General features: G+C 45.7%; 35 protein-coding genes (1 of these 35 running past the window's edge). 2 read left to right on the top strand and 33 right to left on the bottom strand.

All coding sequences use genetic code 11. The features are described from left to right. Positions 1-496 carry the 3' portion of a polysaccharide deacetylase family sporulation protein PdaB gene (gene pdaB / locus ABXS70_RS00395; protein WP_366293155.1) on the top strand. The gene continues 281 nt to the left of window position 1, outside the view, so 496 of the gene's 777 nt are visible here — the last part of the coding sequence; its start codon lies off the left edge, out of view; its stop codon occupies positions 494-496. A 232-nt stretch (positions 497-728) separates the two neighbouring features. Here pdaB and ABXS70_RS00390 read toward each other — a convergent pair whose 3' ends face one another. Further along, positions 729-1361, bottom strand: a complete 633-nt coding sequence (locus ABXS70_RS00390; protein ID WP_342552954.1) for a KinB-signaling pathway activation protein — start codon at positions 1359-1361, stop codon at positions 729-731. 125 nt (positions 1362-1486) lie between these two features. Here ABXS70_RS00390 and gerD point away from each other — a divergent pair, with 125 nt between their 5' ends. After that, positions 1487-2224, top strand: a complete 738-nt coding sequence (gene gerD, locus ABXS70_RS00385; RefSeq protein ID WP_342552955.1) for a spore germination lipoprotein GerD — start codon at positions 1487-1489, stop codon at positions 2222-2224. A 145-nt stretch (positions 2225-2369) separates the two neighbouring features. On the opposite strand, the gene ABXS70_RS00380 is transcribed toward gerD, so the two are convergent. The 32 genes from ABXS70_RS00380 to rplV form a co-directional block, all read right to left on the bottom strand. After that, a complete protein-coding gene (locus ABXS70_RS00380) occupies positions 2370-3470 on the bottom strand; it encodes an Mrp/NBP35 family ATP-binding protein (protein WP_342552956.1) in 1101 nt (366 codons plus the stop codon). Between the two features lie 77 nt (positions 3471-3547). After that, positions 3548-4303 (bottom strand): N-acetylmuramoyl-L-alanine amidase CwlD, encoded by a 756-nt coding sequence (cwlD, locus tag ABXS70_RS00375; RefSeq protein WP_342552957.1) that lies wholly within the window; start codon positions 4301-4303, stop codon positions 3548-3550. Positions 4304-4371: 68 nt separating this feature from the next. Further along, positions 4372-5541, bottom strand: coding sequence for a sulfate adenylyltransferase (sat, locus tag ABXS70_RS00370; RefSeq protein ID WP_342552958.1), 1170 nt, complete (start codon positions 5539-5541; stop codon positions 4372-4374). A gap of 75 nt (positions 5542-5616) precedes the next feature. Beyond that, positions 5617-6309 (bottom strand): phosphoadenylyl-sulfate reductase, encoded by a 693-nt coding sequence (locus ABXS70_RS00365; RefSeq protein ID WP_342552959.1) that lies wholly within the window; start codon positions 6307-6309, stop codon positions 5617-5619. A gap of 734 nt (positions 6310-7043) precedes the next feature. Then, positions 7044-7436 (bottom strand): 30S ribosomal protein S9, encoded by a 393-nt coding sequence (rpsI, locus tag ABXS70_RS00360; protein ID WP_024633563.1) that lies wholly within the window; start codon positions 7434-7436, stop codon positions 7044-7046. A 19-nt stretch (positions 7437-7455) separates the two neighbouring features. Beyond that, positions 7456-7893 (bottom strand): 50S ribosomal protein L13, encoded by a 438-nt coding sequence (gene rplM / locus ABXS70_RS00355; protein WP_024633564.1) that lies wholly within the window; start codon positions 7891-7893, stop codon positions 7456-7458. A gap of 205 nt (positions 7894-8098) precedes the next feature. Beyond that, complete coding sequence (gene truA, locus ABXS70_RS00350) at positions 8099-8872, bottom strand: tRNA pseudouridine(38-40) synthase TruA (RefSeq protein ID WP_366293146.1); 774 nt, start codon at positions 8870-8872, stop codon at positions 8099-8101. Positions 8873-9032: 160 nt separating this feature from the next. Further along, positions 9033-9398: a 50S ribosomal protein L17 gene (gene rplQ, locus ABXS70_RS00345; RefSeq protein WP_017692102.1), complete on the bottom strand. Its 366-nt coding sequence runs from the start codon at positions 9396-9398 to the stop codon at positions 9033-9035. A gap of 35 nt (positions 9399-9433) precedes the next feature. Then, positions 9434-10378: a DNA-directed RNA polymerase subunit alpha gene (locus tag ABXS70_RS00340; RefSeq protein ID WP_024633566.1), complete on the bottom strand. Its 945-nt coding sequence runs from the start codon at positions 10376-10378 to the stop codon at positions 9434-9436. A 136-nt stretch (positions 10379-10514) separates the two neighbouring features. After that, positions 10515-10910, bottom strand: coding sequence for a 30S ribosomal protein S11 (gene rpsK, locus ABXS70_RS00335; protein WP_123067258.1), 396 nt, complete (start codon positions 10908-10910; stop codon positions 10515-10517). 19 nt (positions 10911-10929) lie between these two features. Then, complete coding sequence (rpsM, locus tag ABXS70_RS00330; RefSeq protein WP_095293406.1) at positions 10930-11298, bottom strand: 30S ribosomal protein S13; 369 nt, start codon at positions 11296-11298, stop codon at positions 10930-10932. Between the two features lie 20 nt (positions 11299-11318). Continuing rightward, positions 11319-11432, bottom strand: coding sequence for a 50S ribosomal protein L36 (gene rpmJ / locus ABXS70_RS00325; protein ID WP_003333770.1), 114 nt, complete (start codon positions 11430-11432; stop codon positions 11319-11321). A 152-nt stretch (positions 11433-11584) separates the two neighbouring features. Further along, positions 11585-11800, bottom strand: a complete 216-nt coding sequence (gene infA, locus ABXS70_RS00320) for a translation initiation factor IF-1 (RefSeq protein WP_017692098.1) — start codon at positions 11798-11800, stop codon at positions 11585-11587. 3 nt (positions 11801-11803) lie between these two features. After that, entirely contained in the window at positions 11804-12112 is a 309-nt protein-coding gene (locus ABXS70_RS00315) for a KOW domain-containing RNA-binding protein (protein WP_342552961.1), read from the bottom strand. A gap of 10 nt (positions 12113-12122) precedes the next feature. Next, entirely contained in the window at positions 12123-12875 is a 753-nt protein-coding gene (map, locus tag ABXS70_RS00310; RefSeq protein WP_342552962.1) for a type I methionyl aminopeptidase, read from the bottom strand. A gap of 3 nt (positions 12876-12878) precedes the next feature. Next, complete coding sequence (locus ABXS70_RS00305) at positions 12879-13523, bottom strand: adenylate kinase (RefSeq protein ID WP_342552963.1); 645 nt, start codon at positions 13521-13523, stop codon at positions 12879-12881. Between the two features lie 90 nt (positions 13524-13613). Further along, positions 13614-14912: a preprotein translocase subunit SecY gene (gene secY, locus ABXS70_RS00300; protein WP_090924666.1), complete on the bottom strand. Its 1299-nt coding sequence runs from the start codon at positions 14910-14912 to the stop codon at positions 13614-13616. Next, positions 14912-15352, bottom strand: a complete 441-nt coding sequence (gene rplO / locus ABXS70_RS00295; RefSeq protein ID WP_090924667.1) for a 50S ribosomal protein L15 — start codon at positions 15350-15352, stop codon at positions 14912-14914. Before rplO ends, secY begins: the two co-directional genes overlap by 1 nt. Before the next feature lie 45 nt (positions 15353-15397). Further along, positions 15398-15583 carry a 50S ribosomal protein L30 gene (rpmD, locus tag ABXS70_RS00290; protein ID WP_090924668.1) on the bottom strand — a complete coding sequence of 62 codons (186 nt, stop codon included), beginning with the start codon at positions 15581-15583 and terminating at the stop codon, positions 15398-15400. Between the two features lie 12 nt (positions 15584-15595). Further along, a complete protein-coding gene (rpsE, locus tag ABXS70_RS00285) occupies positions 15596-16093 on the bottom strand; it encodes a 30S ribosomal protein S5 (RefSeq protein ID WP_024633574.1) in 498 nt (165 codons plus the stop codon). A 27-nt stretch (positions 16094-16120) separates the two neighbouring features. Next, positions 16121-16489, bottom strand: coding sequence for a 50S ribosomal protein L18 (rplR, locus tag ABXS70_RS00280; RefSeq protein ID WP_017692090.1), 369 nt, complete (start codon positions 16487-16489; stop codon positions 16121-16123). Between the two features lie 117 nt (positions 16490-16606). Continuing rightward, entirely contained in the window at positions 16607-17149 is a 543-nt protein-coding gene (gene rplF, locus ABXS70_RS00275; RefSeq protein ID WP_090924669.1) for a 50S ribosomal protein L6, read from the bottom strand. Between the two features lie 30 nt (positions 17150-17179). After that, positions 17180-17578, bottom strand: a complete 399-nt coding sequence (rpsH, locus tag ABXS70_RS00270) for a 30S ribosomal protein S8 (RefSeq protein WP_123067254.1) — start codon at positions 17576-17578, stop codon at positions 17180-17182. A 32-nt stretch (positions 17579-17610) separates the two neighbouring features. Further along, positions 17611-17796 (bottom strand): type Z 30S ribosomal protein S14, encoded by a 186-nt coding sequence (locus ABXS70_RS00265; RefSeq protein WP_013312154.1) that lies wholly within the window; start codon positions 17794-17796, stop codon positions 17611-17613. Positions 17797-17870: 74 nt separating this feature from the next. After that, positions 17871-18413, bottom strand: coding sequence for a 50S ribosomal protein L5 (gene rplE, locus ABXS70_RS00260; protein ID WP_111271027.1), 543 nt, complete (start codon positions 18411-18413; stop codon positions 17871-17873). 32 nt (positions 18414-18445) lie between these two features. Beyond that, positions 18446-18799 (bottom strand): 50S ribosomal protein L24, encoded by a 354-nt coding sequence (gene rplX, locus ABXS70_RS00255; protein ID WP_090924672.1) that lies wholly within the window; start codon positions 18797-18799, stop codon positions 18446-18448. Between the two features lie 41 nt (positions 18800-18840). Beyond that, positions 18841-19209, bottom strand: coding sequence for a 50S ribosomal protein L14 (rplN, locus tag ABXS70_RS00250; RefSeq protein ID WP_272040447.1), 369 nt, complete (start codon positions 19207-19209; stop codon positions 18841-18843). Between the two features lie 36 nt (positions 19210-19245). Then, the gene (rpsQ, locus tag ABXS70_RS00245) at positions 19246-19512 is read right to left on the bottom strand and encodes a 30S ribosomal protein S17 (RefSeq protein WP_110899284.1); all 267 of its coding nucleotides are present in this window, start codon (positions 19510-19512) and stop codon (positions 19246-19248) included. Between the two features lie 48 nt (positions 19513-19560). After that, positions 19561-19758 (bottom strand): 50S ribosomal protein L29, encoded by a 198-nt coding sequence (gene rpmC / locus ABXS70_RS00240; protein ID WP_017692083.1) that lies wholly within the window; start codon positions 19756-19758, stop codon positions 19561-19563. Beyond that, the gene (gene rplP / locus ABXS70_RS00235; protein ID WP_017692082.1) at positions 19748-20182 is read right to left on the bottom strand and encodes a 50S ribosomal protein L16; all 435 of its coding nucleotides are present in this window, start codon (positions 20180-20182) and stop codon (positions 19748-19750) included. The genes rpmC and rplP overlap by 11 nt, the downstream gene beginning before the upstream one ends. Positions 20183-20184: 2 nt before the next feature. Next, positions 20185-20850: a 30S ribosomal protein S3 gene (rpsC, locus tag ABXS70_RS00230; protein ID WP_090924673.1), complete on the bottom strand. Its 666-nt coding sequence runs from the start codon at positions 20848-20850 to the stop codon at positions 20185-20187. 15 nt (positions 20851-20865) lie between these two features. Next, positions 20866-21198 carry a 50S ribosomal protein L22 gene (gene rplV, locus ABXS70_RS00225; RefSeq protein ID WP_090924674.1) on the bottom strand — a complete coding sequence of 111 codons (333 nt, stop codon included), beginning with the start codon at positions 21196-21198 and terminating at the stop codon, positions 20866-20868. Positions 21199-21223: the final 25 nt, after the last annotated feature.

Raw genomic sequence — 21223 nt, 5'->3', positions numbered from 1 at the left:
TAAGACTCATCCCGAGATTGTCACCTACATCAAAGATGCAGGATATGAGATCGGCAGTCATGGGCATCGGCACGAAAACTACAGCAGCTTGACTGAAGAGCAAATCCGCAAGGAAATTTCGACAGCTCACAGCATTTTAACCGATTTGACGGGAAAAGAACCGAATTTGCTGCGATTGCCAAATGGAGATTTTGATAAACGTGTGCTTCAGGTTGCAAACAGTTTGAAGTATCAGGTTGTCCAATGGGATACCGATTCTTTGGATTGGAAAAATCCCGGAGTGCAGACGATCGTCGATCGTGTCGTAAGCAAAGCCCATCCAGGCGATATTGTCCTGCTGCATGCCAGCGATTCGTCCAAACAGACCCATGAAGCACTGCCTGTCATCATCGATAAATTGAAAAATCAAGGATATGAGTTCGTGACCGTATCTGAATTGCTCAACCACTCCAGCGTTAAAGGCAAGGAGGTACGTGATCAAGCCAGCAGCCAATAATAATTGGCATAACTAAATTTCAAGCTGAGGCATCAAGTCCCTGCACGTTCATAACAACTGGCTAAATGAACAAAAAAGATGAAAAGAGCTAACCTGGTTAGCTCTTTTGGTTTTTTTGGTGTATTGAGTATAAGTTTATTAAACGCTGCTTCTATTCAGTTTTGCTTCCTGCTGTTGTTTAAAATTTATCATTTCACAAAAATTAACTTTTTGAATTCCGTTATACTCCCTCTTACGCTCTGCTTTCCTTCATAGATTTTGCAGCGGGACTCACGGAGCCATCTTTCGGATCAACGACCAGTTTATGCAGAATCAGCATCTGGTATGCATTACATAAGAGCAGCGGGATTACAATAAAGATAGTCGCAGCATTAACGTCAATACGTAAAACACCAATGGTTTCCACAGCAGTTACAGCGATCATGAAGAAAAGCGTCGGTACTAGCGCCGAAATATGAGTCTGTTTCACTTTCACGTAAGCGGTAACAACAGCTGCTGCCAAAATGATTAGTCCAAGTACAATGTCCGAGAGGCGTTCTCGACCTCCCCCAACGAACAAACGCAAAAACATGACGTCAAGCAGTGCCAGAACAGTTAGAACAATCTGAACAACCTGCCATCCGCGTTTTGGAAATACACCTTTTCCCATATAATTCAGTATGAGATATGCAAAGAAACCCATTTGAGAATATACGCTAATCATAACTCCGGAGCCAAACAGAATCAGAAGATACAGCATAAAGTCAGCGATTCCATTCGTCTTTTCGCCATTTACCAGCATCATGATTAACCCCGTACCTAATGCTCCTGCGGCGCCAATCAGCAAGGCTGTCCAAAACAGGAAAAACCATCTACGCAAATTCAAATGTTTTCCACCCCCGAGAGTTTATTTTACCAACCTTCACAGCAAAAAACCATCATTGCTCAACATATTTCCCCCTTTCCCATCACATACTACATCCAGTATCTAATCAAGGAGGGATTGTACACATGAAACGGCCTATGTGGCAGCTGTGCTGCGTTGTATTCGGGCTATCCGTCATGCTTGCAGGCTGCGGTTCAGATCAGAGTTCTTCGCCTCCTCAAGGCAGTTATAAAGAGATGAAAACGATGGTCGTCGATATTTTGAAAAGTGACGAAGGCAAGAAAGCCGTGGAAGAGGCCCTGACAGGTCAAAGCTCTTCAGCTGGTGGTGGAGGCAGCTCAGAAGAAGGGGGCAGCTCTGGCGGAGGCTCGGGAACAGTCGGAATGAAAATGTTAATGCCTATGCAATCTTCGGAACAAATACGTATTGCCGTAAAAGATACCATAACCGCTCCAGAATACCAGAAGGAATTCGAAAAAATCATGACCGATCCGCAATTTGCCGGTGAATTCGCCAAAGCGATCAACGGACAAAGCAAACAGCTGCATATGCAGCTGATCAAAGACCCGACATACCAGAAATCGATCGGGGATATTATGAAGTCACCTGAAGTATCCAAAATGTTTATGGATATGACCAAAACGCCGGAATACCGAAAACAGACGATGACGGTTATGCAGGAAGTGATGCAGAATCCATTGTTTCGTATGGAAGTTCTTACTTTGCTGAAAAAAGTGGTACAGGAAGAGCTTCAGCCTAAAACCGAAAGCGGTGGTGGGCAAAAGGGGCAGGAATCCGGTGGTCAGGGCGGTGGAGATGGTGGCAGTGGTGATTCCAGCGGCGGTGGAGGCGGCGGATCATAAAAAGCTGCTTTTCACGGATCACGAATTGTTGAAAAATTTAATGGTGATAAAACCCATATCTGAGATCATGTACTGAAATTTTGTGCCGGATCAATACCCAAAAGCCTGCATCCGCACGGGACGCAGGCTTTTACCTGTGCTTAGGTTAAAATTTAGATTCGATGGACCGAGCCACTTCATCATAAATAGCCCCGATTGTTGTTTCCGCTTTGTACACGGAAGGTGAGAAATCTGGCTCGGATGGATGGTTGTCAGGAGCACCTAATGGAATCTGAGCCAGCAGCACCGTGTGCAGGCTTTCCGCAAGGCGTCCACCACCACCGCGACCAAACACATACTCCTTCTCTCCACATTTGCCACATTCATAATATGCCATATTCTCAACTACACCCAGGAGCTCATGTTCCGTCTGAATCGCCATGGCTCCGGCACGAGCCGCTACAAAGGCTGCTGTAGCATGTGGTGTTGTGACAATGATCTCTTTGCTCTGCGGCAGCATCTGATGCACATCAAGTGCCACATCTCCCGTACCTGGAGGCAGGTCCAGCAGCATATAATCCAGCTCTCCCCACTGAACATCAGTGAAGAACTGACGCAGCATACGGCCGAGCATCGGTCCACGCCAGATTACCGGGTTATTTTCCCGAATAAAGAACCCCATAGACATCACTTTGACACCAAAACGTTCAACCGGTTGAATGACGCCGTCTTCCACGACAGGGTACTCCTCGATGCCCATCATATCAGGCACACTGAAACCATAAATATCAGCATCAATCAGGCCTACTTTTTTCCCTTGACGAGCCAAAGCTGCAGCCAGATTAACGGTAACGGTAGATTTGCCTACTCCGCCTTTACCACTAGCTACTGCTATAAAACGAACGCCCGATTCAGGGCTTAACAGCTCATGTCCATCCAGACCGGCTGCATGACCTTTCACCAGCACTTCATCCTGATCTTGATCTTGTTCCGCTTGTCCCATGTTAAGACTCTCACGGTCATGCTCAGACGCCGCACGCATGCGGATATGCACGTCCTTCACTCCCTGCTGAGAGAGCAGATTGCGTGCAGCGTCCGTTAAAGCGGTTGCATCTTCTGACCGATTCTCCAACGTCACCATGCTTAGAGCTACATGATGTTCCTTTACCATAATGTCACGAATCCATCCCAGTTCCGTCAAGCTGCGGCCAAGCTGCGGTTCCTGTAATGGCTGTAATAGTTCAAGTATCTGTTCTTTTGATAACATCAGACAGCACCTCGGTTTTATCTATTGGCATGTGTTAGGTATGCTGTTCAATTATAACATTACCTTTCTTCTTATGACTAACTTTTCGGACGCTCCCCTGCGGAATATCTAAGAATACCGTTATAAATGGAGGCAGCTACCTTCCGTTGATATGCTTCATCAGCGAGCAGACGGGCCTCTTCCGGATGTGACAAAAAGCCGACTTCAACGAGTGCTGACGGGATTTTCAGAGCCTGCAGCAGATAAACTGTACTCACGGTTTTGGCTATACGGTCTGTATTTTCCAAATTACGAATCATCTCGGCTTGAAGCAGGTTAGCAAGTCCTTCATTATCGGGATGATTAGGCGTGTAGAAGACCTGTGCGCCGCTCCAGCGGTTGGAAGGTACACTGTTCATATGAATACTGATAAAAAGGTCGGCTTGTTTGCTTTCGATCTGCCGCACCCTTTGTTTGAGGTCCTCCGTTTTGCGTTTGGAATACCCTCTTGTTCCTTCCTCGGCCAGATCTTTATCGATTTCCCGAGTCATGACAACCAGAGCCCCTGCCTGCTGTAAATAATCTCTTACATACAGTGCAATGGACAGATTGATATCCTTCTCGATAACCCCCTGTCTGCTCACAGCTCCCCCATCTGGCCCCCCATGACCTGCATCGATGGCGATCACCTTTCCAGCCAAAGGCAGACTCCAATAACCTGACGTTTTGGTAGAGGGCATCTCATACGAGGCAACCGCCACAAACATGGCCAGCAAACATAAACTCAGCATAACTCTCTTCACTGTCTTTAATCGGACCCAGACCATCAGATGTTTCCCCATGTTTTTGCGCATAAAAAAACCACCTCGTCCCTATAAATGACTCTAATCATCTATATGGGACAAGATGGACAAATATACCCTTAGGAATGGACTTGCTCTGCCATTCCCTCAATCAGCACCTCAGCAACCTCCGGACGTGTAAATTCCGGTGGTGGACATTCCCCGTTACGCAGCAATCCACGTACTTTTGTACCCGACAAGGTCAGGTGGTATTCCTTGTCATGAGGGCAGGTTTTGCTCGAAGCCATGTTTCCGCACTTCGTGCAGAAGAAACTGTGTTCAAAGAACAGCGGTGTAATACCCAGTTCCTCAGCTGTAAAATTAGAGAAGATCTCCTGTGCTTCATAGGTTCCGTAATAATCGCCTACACCCGCATGGTCACGGCCTACGATAAAGTGAGTGCAGCCATAATTTTTACGCACCATTGCATGGAAAATAGCTTCGCGAGGTCCAGCATACCGCATGGCAGCCGGGAATACACCAAGAAACGCACGATCTGCCGGATAATAGTTCTCCAGCAGCACCAGATAACTCTTCATACGCACATTCGCAGGTACATCATCAGACTTGGTCTCACCTACAAGAGGATTCAGAAAAAGGGCGTCAACGATCTCCATAGCACTCTTTTGGATATATTCATGCGCACGATGGACAGGGTTCCGTGTCTGGAAACCAACAACGGTTTTCCATCCTTTTTCCTTAAATATTTGGCGTGTCTCCGATGGATCATAGTAGAAATCTTCAAACTTGGCTGGTTTCGGACGATTCAGCACTTGAATCGGGCCTCCTACATAGGTTGCGGGACGCTCCAACAGTTTTTTGACACCAGGGTGCTCAGGATCATCGGTTTTAAATACACGACGTGCTTCCTCTCCCTGGTCCACCTGATAGATGCTTTGAACTTCAAGCAGACCATACGTTACCCCGTCTGCCTCACCAACAAGGGCTACAACCTCACCTTTGCGAAGGGAAGCTGCCTGCTGCTCATCTACAGCAAGTGTAATGGGTATACTCCATACTGTACCATCAGCCAAACGCATCCGGGAGACAACCGACAGATAATCTTCTTCATTCATAAATCCTTGAAGCGGAGAAAATGCCCCAACACCAATCAAATCCAAATCTGAGATCGTCCAGGTATTAATTCGTAATGAGTTCAAGTTTTTACTTTCCTGCAGTAATTGCTCACGTTCTTCTCCTTGTACGACACGCTGGACCAGCGCACCTCCATGAGGCAGAATCGAAGTCATCTTGTCAGCTCCTTATTTATACGTATATCCTGTGAATGTCCGAAAGTTAAATTCATTTATTCGTTGGCATCGCGTTTACTTGTGCAAACCGCACTCCGTTTTATCATTGCCAGACCAGCGTCCGGCACGAGGATCTTCACCAGGCATAACCTGACGTGTACAGTACTCGCAGCCAATGCTTGGATAGTTCTGATCATGCAGCGGATTGTAGGTCACGTTATTGGCACGAATGTACTCCCATACATCCTCACTCGTCCAATGTGCAATCGGATTGAATTTCATGAGCCCGAATTTCGTATCATACTCAACCTTCTTCGCATTCGCACGTGTTGGCGCCTGATCTCTGCGAATGCCCGTAATCCATGCATCATATTGCGATAGGATTCGTGTGAGCGGCTCCACCTTACGAATGTTGCAGCACGCATTAGGATCAGATTTCCATAGTTCTTCTCCATGCTGAGCAGCCTGTTCTTCCGGTGTAATCTTTGGCGATACTCTTACAAATTCAAGGTTGTACTTTTCCTGCATTCGATCACGTGTATCATACGTTTCCTGAAAATGAAAATCGGTATCCAAATAGAAAACATCAGTAGAAGGGCTGATTTTTTGAAGCATATCTACGAGTACGACATCTTCTGCACCAAAGCTGCAGGCAAATGTGATATTAGGAAACGTTTCAACCGCATACCGAATAATATCTTCGGGACTTGCATGTTCCAGTTCCTCTGCTTTGGTACGAGCCAGTTCTTCCTTTTCTAACAAGTTCATCTTTCCATTTCCCCCATTCATCATCTCAAAAAAATAAAACCGACTAATCTAATATGAATTATGTATAGTATAAATCTTTCAGTCGTGATGTCAATGCCTGCCATCTGGTAAAATACATCAGTTCATTATGAAAGGTCAGTGATGCTTCTGGGCTGCGTTTTAGTGTTAATTAGTCTTTAACTCTAATTAAAGACAAATTAACATCCACATATTAAGTCATTCATTTTGCGTGATTTAGAAATATGTGCCCCCAAAACCGTTGCTGTTGTTGGATTTAAAGCATGATCAGCATAATCTGGTAACACCGGCATCCGTTTTATTCATCGTTGGACCAGCAACTGTTGAGGTGATTTGAAGCAGCAGGAAGCCTGCTCTATGGTCAATCAAAAGTAAGAACCCTTTATCGTTTTTATAAAAAATACTGATACATAAAAAAGAAAGATTGGACCCGGAATGACAGTCCAGCTGAGATAACAACGAAGAAAATAGAAGTGGATTGATCCACAGCAGCGGAGATTAACAACGAGGTAAGGCTGTACGAAATTAACTGTAGAAACTCTGTAGTGCGAATTATTTAATCGATGTATTTTGATATGAATCTTTCTATCTTCGAATTTATATGTACGTCTAACATCAAAGAACCCATCCGCTTTACATTCGAGGTATGCGATGCTGCGCTAGTTTGTGTGAAATTAAAAAAAGCCCTTGGCCGAAGCCAAGGACTTTGAAAAATCTTAACGTTTGGAGAACTGAGGTGCGCGACGAGCCGCTTTAAGACCGTATTTTTTACGCTCTTTCATACGTGGGTCACGAGTCAGGAATCCTGCTTTTTTCAGGGATGCACGGTATTCTGGATCTGCTTTAAGCAGAGCGCGGGAGATACCGTGACGGATTGCGCCGGCTTGACCGGAGATTCCGCCACCATGAGCGATAACCAAAACGTCATAGTTAGAGAGTGTTTCAGTCAAATTCAGTGGTTGTTTTACGATCAGTTTGAGTGTTTCCAAACCGAAGTATTCATTAATATCACGTTTATTGATGACAATGCGTCCTTCACCCGGTACAAGGCGAACACGTGCTACCGAATGTTTACGACGACCTGTCCCATAGTATTGTACTTGTGCCATGAAACTGTCCTCCTTTTAATTAACCGCGAAGTTCGTAAACTTCTGGTTTTTGTGCTGCGTGTGGATGCTCAGTGCCTCTGTACGCTTTAAGTCTCAGCTTCATTTTCTCGCCCATGCGAGTTTTAGGAAGCATACCGCGAACAGCCAATTCCAACATACGTTCAGGTTTGTTTTTAACCATCTCTTCTGCAGTAGTTACTTTCAAACCACCTGGGTGCATCGAGTGACGGTAGTATTTTTTACCTTGCATTTTTTTACCAGTCAATACAATTTTTTCTGCATTGATGATAACAACGAAATCGCCAGTGTCCACATGTGGAGTGAATTGTGGCTTATGTTTGCCGCGAATCAAAGCAGCTGCTTCGCTCGCCAAACGTCCGAGGGTTTTGCCTTCAGCATCAATGATGTGCCATTGGCGCTCAACTTCGTTAGGCTTCGCCATGTACGTAGTACGCATGAAAAGTTCCTCCTTAAATGTTCAAAATCATCATTTTTCATTTATCTTCGTTCGTTAAGTGATAACTTTAGGTGTTGATGGATAGTTGTTGCGATGTGAACATCTTAATTGGGGCTGTGGGAAAGCCATTAAGAAAACACAACTTTTATATTACATGATAGGCGATCAAATCGCAAGTATAAATTAAGCTTTTTACTCACCAAGTTTAATCTTTTTTGTATTCAAGATCCCAGAGCATCAAACCGCAGCTGACAGCAGTAGGTCCTGCAGCAGAACGGTCGCGTGCAGCAATCATATTCGGCACATCAGAGGCTTTCCGTTTGCCCTCTCCGATCTCCAGCAGCGTACCCACAATGATTCGCACCATATGCTGCAAAAAGCCGTTACCACTCACATAAATGTGAATGACGCCCTGATCGCGTGGATGGTCTCTACACATTGAACGGTCCACTTCTATCCATGCTTCGTATACCGAACGTACATGATTCTCTTTCTGAGACTTGCGTGAAGCAAAGGACGTAAAGTCATATGTGCCTATGAAATGACGCAGGCCCTCTTCCATAGCAGCGATGTCCAGTTTAGCATGATGGTGATGCTGCAGTCTTCGGTTAAAGACATCCGGAAATTGGTTCGCATTGACCGTGTATCGATAGGTTTTCTTTTTCGCCGCATAACGAGAATGGAAATCTAGCGGTACCTCAATCGCATCAATAACAACAATATCGGATGGTAGTCTCGAATTGAGTGCAATACACCAGCGCTCCACCGGAATCTGTGATGCTGTAGGGAAATTGAAGATTTGTCTGCGAGCATGAACGCCTGCATCCGTTCGGCCTGAACCCGTGATTTTAACCGTCTCACCAGTCAAAGCACGAATAGCATCTTCAAGGTGATCCTGGATGGTATTCCCTCCTGGCTGTACTTGAAAGCCGTAGTAGGCCGTTCCATCGTAAGTGACCGTCATACATAAGTTGCGCATATTACCACACCTTTGTTCCATACTATACATAAGCCTATCCCGAACAGCAAAAGAAGCCCCTTACGGAGCTTCATTTACAGCACGAATTCCAAAATGAAGAGAAAAAAAGGGTTGAACCAGAATCGCTTGGACTCTGTCCCCTTTCCTCATCTCATCTGTTTTACGCGCGGTCTACCAGTTCCAAGTAAACCATAGGCGCTGCGTCACCACGACGAGGTCCCAGTTTCAGGATACGTGTGTATCCGCCTGGACGCTCAGCGTAACGACCGGACAATTCGCTAAACAGTTTTTGGATTGCATCTTGCTCACCATCGATCGTTTCGCGACGAACGTAAGCTGCCACTTGGCGGCGGGCATGAAGATCTCCCTTTTTCGCTTTAGTGATCAGTTTTTCAGCAATAGAGCGAACCTCTTTTGCTTTCGCCTCAGTTGTCTGAATGCGCTCATATAAGAACAGGTCGGTTACCAGGTCACGGAACAAAGCTTTACGTGCGCTGGAATTACGGCCCAACTTTTGGTATGCCATTGTTTTCCCTCCTTCACTTCAAGCACTCTAGCTGTCTATTCTTCTGTACGTAATCCCAAACCAAGCTCCTCAAGCTTCTCTTGAACTTCTTCCAAAGACTTGCGTCCGAGGTTACGGACTTTCATCATGTCTTCTTCCGTTTTCGTAGTCAGCTCTTGCACGGTATTAATACCAGCACGTTTGAGGCAGTTGTAGGAACGAACCGAGAGATCCAGCTCTTCAATCGTCATTTCGAGTACTTTTTCTTTTTTGTCTTCTTCTTTTTCAACCATGATCTCTGCATCCTTCGCTTCGTCTGTAAGACCCACGAAGAGCATCAGATGCTCGGTCAAAATTTTAGCGCCGAGGCTTACAGCCTCTTCAGGACGAATACTTCCGTCAGTCCAAACTTCCAACGTGAGCTTGTCATAGTTGGTTACTTGGCCTACACGCGTATTTTCCACAGCGTAGTTAACGCGGCTAATCGGGGTGAAGATGGAATCGACAGGGATGACGCCGATCGGCTGGTCATCGCGTTTATTCCGATCTGCCTGGACGTATCCGCGACCGCGATTGGCAAAAATACGCATGTGAAGTCTCGAACCTGGTCCAAGCGTAGCAATGTGAAGATCCGGATTAAGGATTTCCACATCGGAATCAGCACGAATATCTCCAGCCGTAATTGCTCCTTCGCCTTCAGCATCAATCTCGAGCACTTTCTCCTCGTCAGAATGAATTTTGAGCGATAAAGCTTTCAGGTTAAGGATAATCTCTGTAACGTCTTCCATTACGCCAGGAACTGTAGCAAATTCATGCAGAACGCCATCGATTTGAACCGAAGACACTGCCGCACCCGGCAGTGATGAGAGCAGGATTCGGCGAAGCGAGTTTCCAAGCGTCGTACCGTATCCCCGCTCCAGCGGTTCTACTACGAATTTCCCATAGGTGCCATCATCGTTGACGTCTACCGTCTCAATTTTCGGCTTTTCGATTTCTATCACTGCAATACCCCTCCTTCAAAACGTCGGTCCTCTATGAAACATTTACCTTCTCTTGCGAAAACATGTAGTAGTATGCCTAAACAACCATTATTAGCAGATTGTGCTGGAAATATACCACACGCAGGGGCAAATCTCATTAGACACGACGACGTTTTGGAGGACGGCATCCGTTATGCGGGACTGGAGTTACGTCTTTGATCAGGTTAACTTCAAGACCAGCAGCTTGCAAAGAGCGGATCGCTGCTTCACGGCCTGCGCCTGGTCCTTTAACCATAACCTCAACGGATTTCATCCCATGTTCCATTGCAGCTTTGGCAGCAGCTTCAGCAGCCATTTGTGCAGCAAACGGAGTCGATTTACGGGAACCTCTGTACCCGAGTCCGCCGGAACTTGCCCACGAAATCGCGTTTCCGTGAGGATCCGTAATAGTAACGATAGTATTATTGAAAGTGGAACGGATATGTGCCACGCCAGATTCAATATTTTTACGGTCACGACGTTTAGTACGTACGACTTTTTTCGGTTTAGCCATTTTCTCTTATCCCCCCTTATTATTTCTTCTTGTTTGCTACAGTACGACGAGGACCTTTACGAGTACGAGCATTCGTTTTCGTACGTTGTCCACGAACAGGCAGACCACGACGATGACGAACTCCACGGTAACAACCGATCTCCGTCAAACGTTTAATATTCAAAGAGATTTCACGACGCAGGTCACCTTCTACTTTGACCTCTTTGTCGATACTTTCACGCAATTTGCTGACTTCATCTTCCGTCAAATCACGAACACGAGTGTCCGGATTGATGCCTGTAGAGCTCAGGATTTTCTGGGAAGTCGTTTTACCGATTCCGAAAATATAAGTCAAGGCGATCTCAACGCGTTTATCACGTGGCAAATCCACACCAGCTATACGTGCCATTTTACGCTACACCCCCTTCATTAACCTTGTTTTTGTTTGTGTTTTGGATTTTCACAGATAACCATTACATTCCCTTTGCGGCGAATGACTTTGCATTTTTCGCAAATCGGCTTGACCGAAGGTCTTACCTTCATGTGAATTACCTCCTCAAAGTTCTGCTTAGCAAAACCCTCTTCGTAAGCATTGACCTTGTTCTACTATTGTAAAACCGGCTTCGAAGCTTTCGCAAGTTTTGCCGGGCAAAACCCGCTTCATAAGCTTCACAGTTCACTGCAACTGTCTACTACTATTTACGGTAAGTTATACGACCTTTTGTTAGATCATAAGGCGATAACTGAACAACTACTTTGTCTCCAGTCAGGATACGGATGAAGTGCATCCGCAACTTTCCGGAAACGTGAGCGAGAATTTGATGACCATTCTCAAGCTCAACCTTGAACGTTGCATTCGGCAGCGGTTCAAGAACCGTACCTTCCACTTCAATGACATCTTCCTTGGCCATTAGTCAGTCTCCTTTCTCTTCAGCTTGAATGTTGGTGGATTCCAGAAACGAATGAACCGCGTAGCGGAGCTTTCCGTTTGTCACCCGACCACTCTCGTTTAAACTGTTTACAACCTCACTGCTAATCATGGGCTGAAGTTCAAGATGAAGAATATTCTTCTTCTTGGGTTGGTCAAACTTTCGTTTGTCTCCATCCGCGATATATACGAACCTGCTGTCCTCTATAGCAACAATTACTGCGGCTTGGTCCGCATTGCGGCCTTTACGGATCTTCACAAGTTGACCGAGCTGCGGATTCGACGGATTGTTCATGCCTAATCACCTACGCATTCAGTTTTGTGAAAATTTCCATACCCTCAGGTGTAACTGCTACGGTGTGTTCAAAGTGGGCACATAACGATCCATCGGCTGTAACGACAGTCCAGTTATCTTCCAACGTTTTCACATACCGTCTGCCTGCGTTAACCATCGGCTCAATAGCCAGCACCATGCCAGCTTTCAGCCTTGGTCCACGATCAGGAAGACCATAGTTCGGAATCGATGGTTCCTCGTGCAGTTCTGCTCCAATGCCGTGACCGACATATTCACGAACGACGGAGAACCCTTCATCTTCAATATATTTCTGAATTGCATGAGATATTGTAAACAAGCGAACATCTGGTTTTACCAGCGCCAGACCTGCGTATAACGAAGCCTCGGTAACGTCCAGAAGACGACGGGCTTCTTCGGAAATACGGCCAACTGGATAAGTCCAGGCAGAATCTCCATGATACCCCTGGTACTGCGCGCCAATGTCAAACGTAACGATATCGCCCTCGTTCAACTTGCGTTTGCCGGGAAATCCATGTACCAACTCTTCATTTACTGAAGCGCACACACTGGCAGGGAAACCGTTATAACCTTTGAAAGACGGCACAGCTCCTTGACTGCGGATATATTGATCAGCCATATGGTCAAGTTCACCAGTCGTAATACCGGGAGCGATATGCTCTGCCAAGAGACGATGCGTTTCCGCAACGATTCTCCCTGCTTCCCTCATCAAACCCAGTTCCGTTTCGGACTTACCAATGATCATCAATTAACCTCTCAACAAGGACACGATTTCTTGAGAAACTTGATCGATATCCTGCTCTCCGTCCATTTGACGAAGAAGACCTTTAGTTTCGTAGAACGTGAGGAGTGGTGCTGTTTTGTTGATATATTCGTCCAAACGAGTGCCTACGCTCTCTTCATTATCATCAGAGCGCTGGTACAGCTCGCCGCCGCATTTATCACAGATACCTTCCTGCTTCGGTGGATTAAACACGACATGATACGTGGAACCACAGTTTTTACAAATGCGACGACCCGTCAGACGAGCGAGCAGTTTGTTGCGATCCACTTTCAGATTGATCACATGATCAAGACCTGAATTCAGTCGTCCCAGGATGCCATCCAGTGCTTCTGCCTGAGACAGGGTTCTTGGAAATCCATCCAAGAGAAAACCTTCTCTGCAGTCGGACTGCTGCAAACGTTCTTCAACGATGCCGATGGTTACATCATCTGGTACAAGTAATCCTTGATCCATATATTCCTTGGCTTTCAAGCCAATGGGAGTTCCCTGTTTAATCGCGAGACGAAATGCATCGCCTGTTGAAATATGGGGAATACCGAACTCTTTCACAATGACGTCTGCTTGCGTACCTTTTCCTGCCCCCGGAGGGCCCATGAATAGGATGTTCACGTTATGTCACTCCCTCCAAGACTACCCTACATCAACAAACAGCACAATAGGTGCCGGCAAGTAAATCTTTACTCAACCGGAACCTATTGCCTATTTATTGATAAAACCTTTGTAGTGGCGTTTGATCAATTGGCTTTCGATTTGCTTCATCGTATCCAGCGCAACACCGATAACGATCAGGAGAGAAGTTCCCCCAATTTGCGCTGATTGAGGCAAACCAGAAAGTGCCCCTAAGAATACAGGCAGAACGGAAATGACTGCCAAGAAGATGGCTCCGGCCATTGTCAAACGAGTCATGACACGGGTCAGATATTTCTCGGTTGCTTTACCCGGGCGAATGCCTGGGATGTAACCGCCGTTCTTTTTCATATTATCAGCCATCTGCTGAGGATTCATCTGTACGAAAGTATAGAAGAATGTGAATCCGAAGATCATCACGACATAAAGCACCATACCAAGAGGTTTGTGTGTAGTCAAGTTCTGACCGATCCACTGTGCCCAACCATGATTAGCCCAGAAGTTGGCGATAATCGTTGGGAACATCAACAGCGATGATGCGAAGATGACAGGGATAACACCAGCTGCATTAATCTTCAGCGGGATATGTGTGTTCTGTCCACCGTACATTTTGTTCCCTACGACACGTTTTGCGTACTGAACCGGAATTTTCCGAATCGCCTGCTGGATGTAAATGACCCCGATGATAATCAACACAATAACAATCGCGATGATTACACCTTTAAGGATGTTCATGAACAGCTGATCAGGTTGGATGAAATCGGACTCGATTGTTTGTTTGATAATATTAGGCACTGTAGACAGGATACCCGCAAAGATCAAAATCGAGATTCCGTTTCCGATGCCCTTCTCGGTGATCTGCTCACCAAGCCACATCAGGAATGAAGTACCGGCCGTAAGTACAATTGCGATCAAGATATAATCTGCAAACGTTGCGTTAGGAATCATGTCTGTATTGTACAAGCGGTTAAATCCGATCGACGTACCAAACGCTTGAATCAATGCCAGCCCGATTGTTAAATAACGAGTCAGTTGTGCAGACTTTTTCTTACCTTGTTCACCCTGCTTTGCCCACTCCGCTAATTTAGGAATAACGTCCATGGAAAGCAGCTGTACTATGATAGACGCAGTGATGTAAGGTACGATCCCGAGTGCAAATATCGAGAACTGAAACAGTGCTCCACCCGAGAACGTATTGAGAAGTCCAAAAACTTCTTTACCCGCAGAATTTGTCGCTTCGAACACATCTTTGTTAACTCCCGGAACGGGAACAAAGGAGCCGATGCGGTAAATGATCAGTACAAAAAGGGTAAATAATACCCTTTTGCGCAGATCCTCAACCCGCCAGATATTCTTTAGGGTCTTGAACATTAAATCACCTCGGTTGTACCGCCGGCAGCTTCAATTTTCTCCACCGCAGATTGAGAAAACTTATTAGCTTTAACAGTCAGCTTCACAGTGACTTCACCGTTACCCAGAACTTTGATTCCGGACTTAGCGTTTTTAACAACGCCGTTCGTCATCAAGAATTCTGGAGTTACTTCAGTACCCGCAGGCAAACTATTCAGGTCTTCGATATTAACAACTGCATATTCTTTGCGAGTTGGGTTTACGAAACCGCGTTTTGGCAAGCGACGATACAATGGATTTTGTCCACCTTCGAAGCCTGGACGAACACCACCGCCAGAACGAGCGTTTTGTCCTTTATGACCGCGACCTGATGTTTTACCCGTACCACTACTTGGACCGCGACCAACACGTTTGCGTTCTTTACGCGATCCAGGAGATGGTGAAAGCTCATGTAACTTCATCGTTCGTTGCACCTCCTTAAAGATTTGTGGGTGTATACCCGTTTCTTAAGCTTCTACTTCTTTGACAGCTACCAAGTGACTTACTTTGTTAATCATACCACGGATGGCAGGATTATCGTTTTGGATCACTTTGCTGTTGATTTTGCGCAATCCCAATGTTTTCACAGTTGTTCTTTGCGTCTCCGGACGTCCGATCAAGCTGCGGACGAGGGTAATTTCTAATTTAGCCATGAGAATTCCCTCCTAACCCAGAAGCTCTTCGACGGATTTTCCGCGCAGTTTAGCCACGTCTTCAGCACGCTTCAAACGGGACAAACCTTCCAAAGTCGCATTGACCATGTTCATGGAATTCGAAGAACCCAGAGATTTTGTCAAAATATCACCTACACCAGCAAGTTCGAGAACTGCACGTACAGGACCACCAGCGATAACACCAGTACCTTCAGATGCTGGTTTCAACAGAACGCGTCCTGCGCCGAACTTACCTGTTACCAAGTGAGGAATCGAAGTTCCTACGAGTGGAACGTGTACAAGGTTTTTCTTAGCATCTTCAATACCTTTGCGAATTGCATCAGGTACTTCGCCAGCTTTACCGATACCCGCTCCAACCCAGCCGTTGCCGTCGCCGACTACAACCAGTGCGCTAAAGCTGAAACGGCGTCCGCCTTTTACTACTTTAGCTACGCGATTAATGTTTACTACTCTTTCAGACAGTTCCAAAGTATTCGGATCTACACGCAAGTCGTTAACCTCCTTTTGAAAAATATCTTAAAACTCAAGTCCTGCTTCACGAGCCGCTTCAGCCAAAGCTGCGATACGACCATGGTACAGATATCCGCTACGGTCAAATACGATATTGGAAACACCTTTGTCTTTTGCACGTTTAGCAACGAGTTCGCCAACTTTACGAGCAGATTCAACAGATGCACCATTTTTGATGTCAGTGCTCAATTCTTTGTCTACAGTAGACGCGGAAGCAATTGTTACACCAGCTACATCATCGATGATTTGAGCGTACATATGTTTACCAGAACGGAAAACGTTCAAACGAGGACGTGCAGCCGTTCCTTGGATTTTCTTACGAACACGAAGGTGTCTTTTCAGACGAGCCTTGTTTTTATCTGGTTTCGTAATCATCTCAGGGATTCACTCCTTTCAGGTTACCTCGCTGGCTTCAAAGCAGAAGCCACGGGGTATATTAGAAACAAACGAAGCAAGCAAGCCGAAAGCCGCGCAAAGGCGGTAAGAGAAATCTTATTTCTTCTTACCGGCTTTACCTTCCTTACGGATGATACGCTCGCCTTCATATTTAATACCTTTACCTTTGTACGGCTCAGGTTCACGAACGGAACGAATCTTAGCAGCGTAAGCACCTACGCGCTCTTTATCGATACCGCGAACGATGATTTTCGTATTCGAAGGTACTTCGAATTCGATTCCCGCTTCCGGTGTAATTTCAACCGGGTGAGAGTATCCAACGTTCAGAACGATTTTATCTCCGGATTTGCTTGCACGATATCCGACCCCAACCAGCTCCAGAGATTTAGCGAATCCTTCAGTTACGCCGCTCACCATGTTGCTGACAACGCTGCGCGTTGTACCGTGCAAAGAACGGTGAGTTTTGTTATCGGAAGGACGCACAACTGTAATTTCGTTGTTTTCAACTGTAACCTTCATGTCTTTATGAAGCTCACGAGTCAAAGTTCCTTTTGGTCCTTTTACCGTAATAACGGTGTTGTCCAAAGTGATGTCTACACCACTTGGTACTGTAATTGGTTTGCGACCAATACGAGACATGTGTTGCACCTCCTATCTTGTGACGTTATATTACCAAACGTAGCAAACGACTTCTCCGCCGGATTTCGATTGACGAGCTTCTTTGTCCGTCATAACACCTTTGGATGTCGAGATGATCGCGATTCCCAGGCCACCAAGTACGCGAGGTACTTCGTTGCTTTTCGTGTAAACACGAAGACCAGGTTTACTGATTCTTTTCAGACCAGTGATAACGCGCTCGTTATTTTGACCGTATTTCAAGAAAACACGGATAATCCCTTGTTTGTTATCTTCGATAAATTCAGCGTCACGGATGAAACCTTCGCGCTTCAAGATATCGGCGATTTGTTTTTTCATTGTCGAAGCAGGCATTTCTACTGTTTCGTGACGAACAGTGTTCGCGTTACGAATACGAGTAAGCATATCTGCAATTGGATCAGACATAGTCATTGTGAGTTAACCTCCTTCCCGTTCAGGACTTTTTACCAGCTTGCTTTTTTCACGCCAGGAATCTGGCCTTTATAAGCTAATTCACGGAAGCAAATTCTGCAAATTTTGAACTTTTGCAGTACCGAATGTGGACGACCGCAACGCTCACAGCGTGTATAAGCACGTACTTTAAACTTTGGTGTACGTTGTTGTTTAACTTTCATCGAAGTTTTTGCCACTTTAGCCTGACACCTCCTAAATAATTTCGGAGAAAAGGGAGTCTTTCCAGACACCCGGAACGTTTATGCCAACATTATTTAACGAAAGGCATTCCCAGTTGAGTAAGCAACTCGCGGGACTCTTCGTCTGTTTTCGCCGTTGTTACGATGACAATATCCATACCGCGGACTTTGTCAACTTTATCATACTCGATCTCTGGGAAGATCAATTGCTCTTTCAGACCCAGAGTGTAGTTACCGCGACCATCGAACGCTTTGCTCGATACACCACGGAAGTCACGTACACGTGGAAGTGTAACGTTGAACAATTTATCGAGGAAGTAGTACATACGCTCGCCGCGCAATGTAACTTTCACACCGATAGGCATGTTCTCACGCAGTTTGAAACCTGCGATAGATTTTTTCGCACGAGTGATTACAGGTTTTTGACCTGCGATCAGCTGCAAATCGTTTACTGCGGAATCCAACACTTTAGAGTTTTGGACAGCGTCGCCCACTCCCATGTTGATAACGATTTTCTCGATTTTCGGCACTTGCATTACCGTTGTATAGTTAAACTTCTGCATCAAAGCAGGAGCAATTTCTTGCAGGTAACGTTCTTTCATTCTTGATGCCATGAATCATAGCCCTCCTTTCTCATTCGGTTCAATTAGTCGATAATTTCTCCGGAACGTTTTGCAACGCGCACTTTTTTACCGTTATCCAACACTTTGTAACCGATACGGGTTACTTTTCCGCTCTTTGGATCGATGTGCATCACGTTGGAAACGTGAATCGGAGCTTCCTTCTCGATAATGCCGCCTTGCGGGTTTTGCTGGTTAGGCTTCTGGTGTTTTTTCACCATGTTAACACCTTCCACAAGGACGCGGTTTTCACGAGGATAAGCAGCGATGACACGGCCTTTTTTACCTTTGTCTTTACCGCTGATCACCATAACCGTATCTTCCTTTTTAACGTGAAGTTTGTTGTTATGGGATTCCAGAACTTTTTTCACTCTTGGCATTTCGTACACCTCCTGTTTCTAAACATCACGAGCTTAATCTATTAGATAACCTCTGGGGCCAAGGAAACGATTTTCATGAAGTCTTTCTCGCGAAGTTCACGAGCAACAGGTCCGAAAATACGTGTTCCACGCGGGCTTCTGTCGTCTTTTACAACAACAGCTGCATTTTCATCAAAACCGATGTAGGAACCGTCTTTACGACGTACAGAACGTTTCGTACGAACGATAACCGCTCTAACTACATCACCTTTTTTGACAACGCCGCCTGGTGTTGCTTGTTTTACAGAACAAACGATCAGATCACCGATTTGAGCTGTACGACGTCCCGTACCGCCGAGTACGCGGATACACATCAGTTCCTTCGCACCGGAGTTGTCAGCTACAGTCAAACGTGTAAATGGTTGAATCATTTAGTATTCCTCCTTCCAGCTATGCTGATCATGCAATTAGATGATAACCGCTTTTTCTACGACTTCAGTAAGTCTCCAGCGTTTATCTTTCGAAAGCGGACGAGTTTCCATGATTTTCACCGTGTCACCGATTTTCGCAGTGTTTTCTTCGTCATGCGCTTTGAACTTTTTAGTGTACTTGATACGTTTATGGTACAAGTCGTGTTTTTTGTAAGTTTCTACAGCAACAACGATCGTTTTGTCCATTTTATCGCTGACCACTTTACCGATTTGCACTTTACGTGCGTTACGTTCTTCGCTCATTGTTGGCCTCCTTCCTGATTACGGACGGAATGTATATCCGACCTCTGATTAACCGATTCCCAGTTCTCTTTCACGGATGATGGTTTTAGCACGAGCTATTTCTTTCCGCACATCACGGATTCGAGTCGGGTTATCCAGCTGACCGGTAGCGAGTTGAAAGCGGAGATTAAAGAGTTCTTCTTTAAATCCGGCAATCTTTTGCTCGATTTCAGCAGAGGTTAGGTTGCGAAATTCACTAGCTTTCATTTGCTTCACCACCCAATTCTTCACGTTTCACGAACTTCGTTTTGATTGGCAGTTTGTGAGCGGCAAGACGCATTGCTTCGCGTGCGATCTCCTCCGGTACTCCAGCAAGTTCAAACATGATCTTACCTGGTTTCACTACTGCAACCCATTTTTCTACGTTACCTTTACCGCTACCCATCCGAACCTCGAGAGGCTTTTGAGTGATTGGTTTGTCAGGGAAAATTTTGATCCAGACTTTACCACCACGTTTGATGTAACGAGTCATCGCAATACGAGCCGCTTCGATTTGACGGTTCGTAATCCAAGCCGGTTCCGTAGCTTGCAGACCGTATTCGCCAAAGTTCAGCGTAGTTCCGCCTTTTGCTTGGCCTTTCATATGTCCGCGTTGTTGCTTACGGTGTTTTACGCGTTTTGGTACCAACATGATTAGTTGCCTCCTTCCTTAGCAGCTTGTTTCTTAGCCGTAGGAAGAACCTCTCCACGATAGATCCATACTTTTACGCCGATACGTCCGTAAGTAGTATGTGCCTCTGCTGTACCATAGTCGATGTCAGCACGCAGTGTGTGCAGTGGAACAGTTCCTTCGCTGTAGCCTTCAGAACGTGCAATCTCAGCACCGCCAAGACGTCCGCCTACTTGAGTTTTAATACCTTTAGCCCCGGAGCGCATAGTTCTTTGAATAGCTTGTTTCAACGCACGACGGAAAGAAACACGACGTTCCAATTGTTGTGCAATGCTTTCTGCTACCAGGATTGCGTCCAGGTCTTGATTCTTAATTTCAGAGATGTTGATGTGTACTTTTTTACCGCCAGCAATTTTCGTAATTTGGTTACGAAGATTTTCAACTTCGGATCCACCTTTACCGATTACCATACCTGGTTTCGCTGTGTGAATCGTTACGTTTACGCGGTTAGCCGCTCTCTCGATCTCAACACGAGACATAGCGGAGTCTTTCAATTTATTTTTCAGGAATTCACGAATTTTCACGTCTTCCATCAAAAGATCACCGAAGTCTTTGCCTGCATACCACTTAGATTCCCAGTCACGGATAACTCCGACACGAAGTCCGACTGGATTTACCTTTTGGCCCACACGTTTTCCCTCCTTCTACTTTTCAGATACCACCAAAGTAATGTGGCTAGTACGTTTGTTAATACGACTTGCACGTCCCATTGCACGAGGGCGGAAACGCTTCATAGTCGGTCCTTGGTTTACGTAAGCTTGCGAGATCACCAAGTTATTAACATCCAAAGAATAATTATGTTCCGCATTCGCAATAGCGGAGTTAAGCAGCTTCTCAACAACTGGAGAAGCGGATTTCGGAGTGTGACGGAGAATGGCAACCGCCTCACCTACTTGCTTGCCGCGAATCAAGTCAACAACGAGTTGAACTTTACGAGGAGCAATCCGGATAAACTTAGCATGTGCTTTTGCTTCCATTGTGTAACCTCCTCTCAAACATTAG

Origin of the sequence: Paenibacillus sp. AN1007 (assembly GCF_040702995.1) — a bacterium.
In the GTDB taxonomy this organism is placed as follows: Bacteria; Bacillota; Bacilli; order Paenibacillales; family Paenibacillaceae; genus Paenibacillus.
This window is presented reverse-complemented; position numbering and strand designations above follow the sequence as displayed.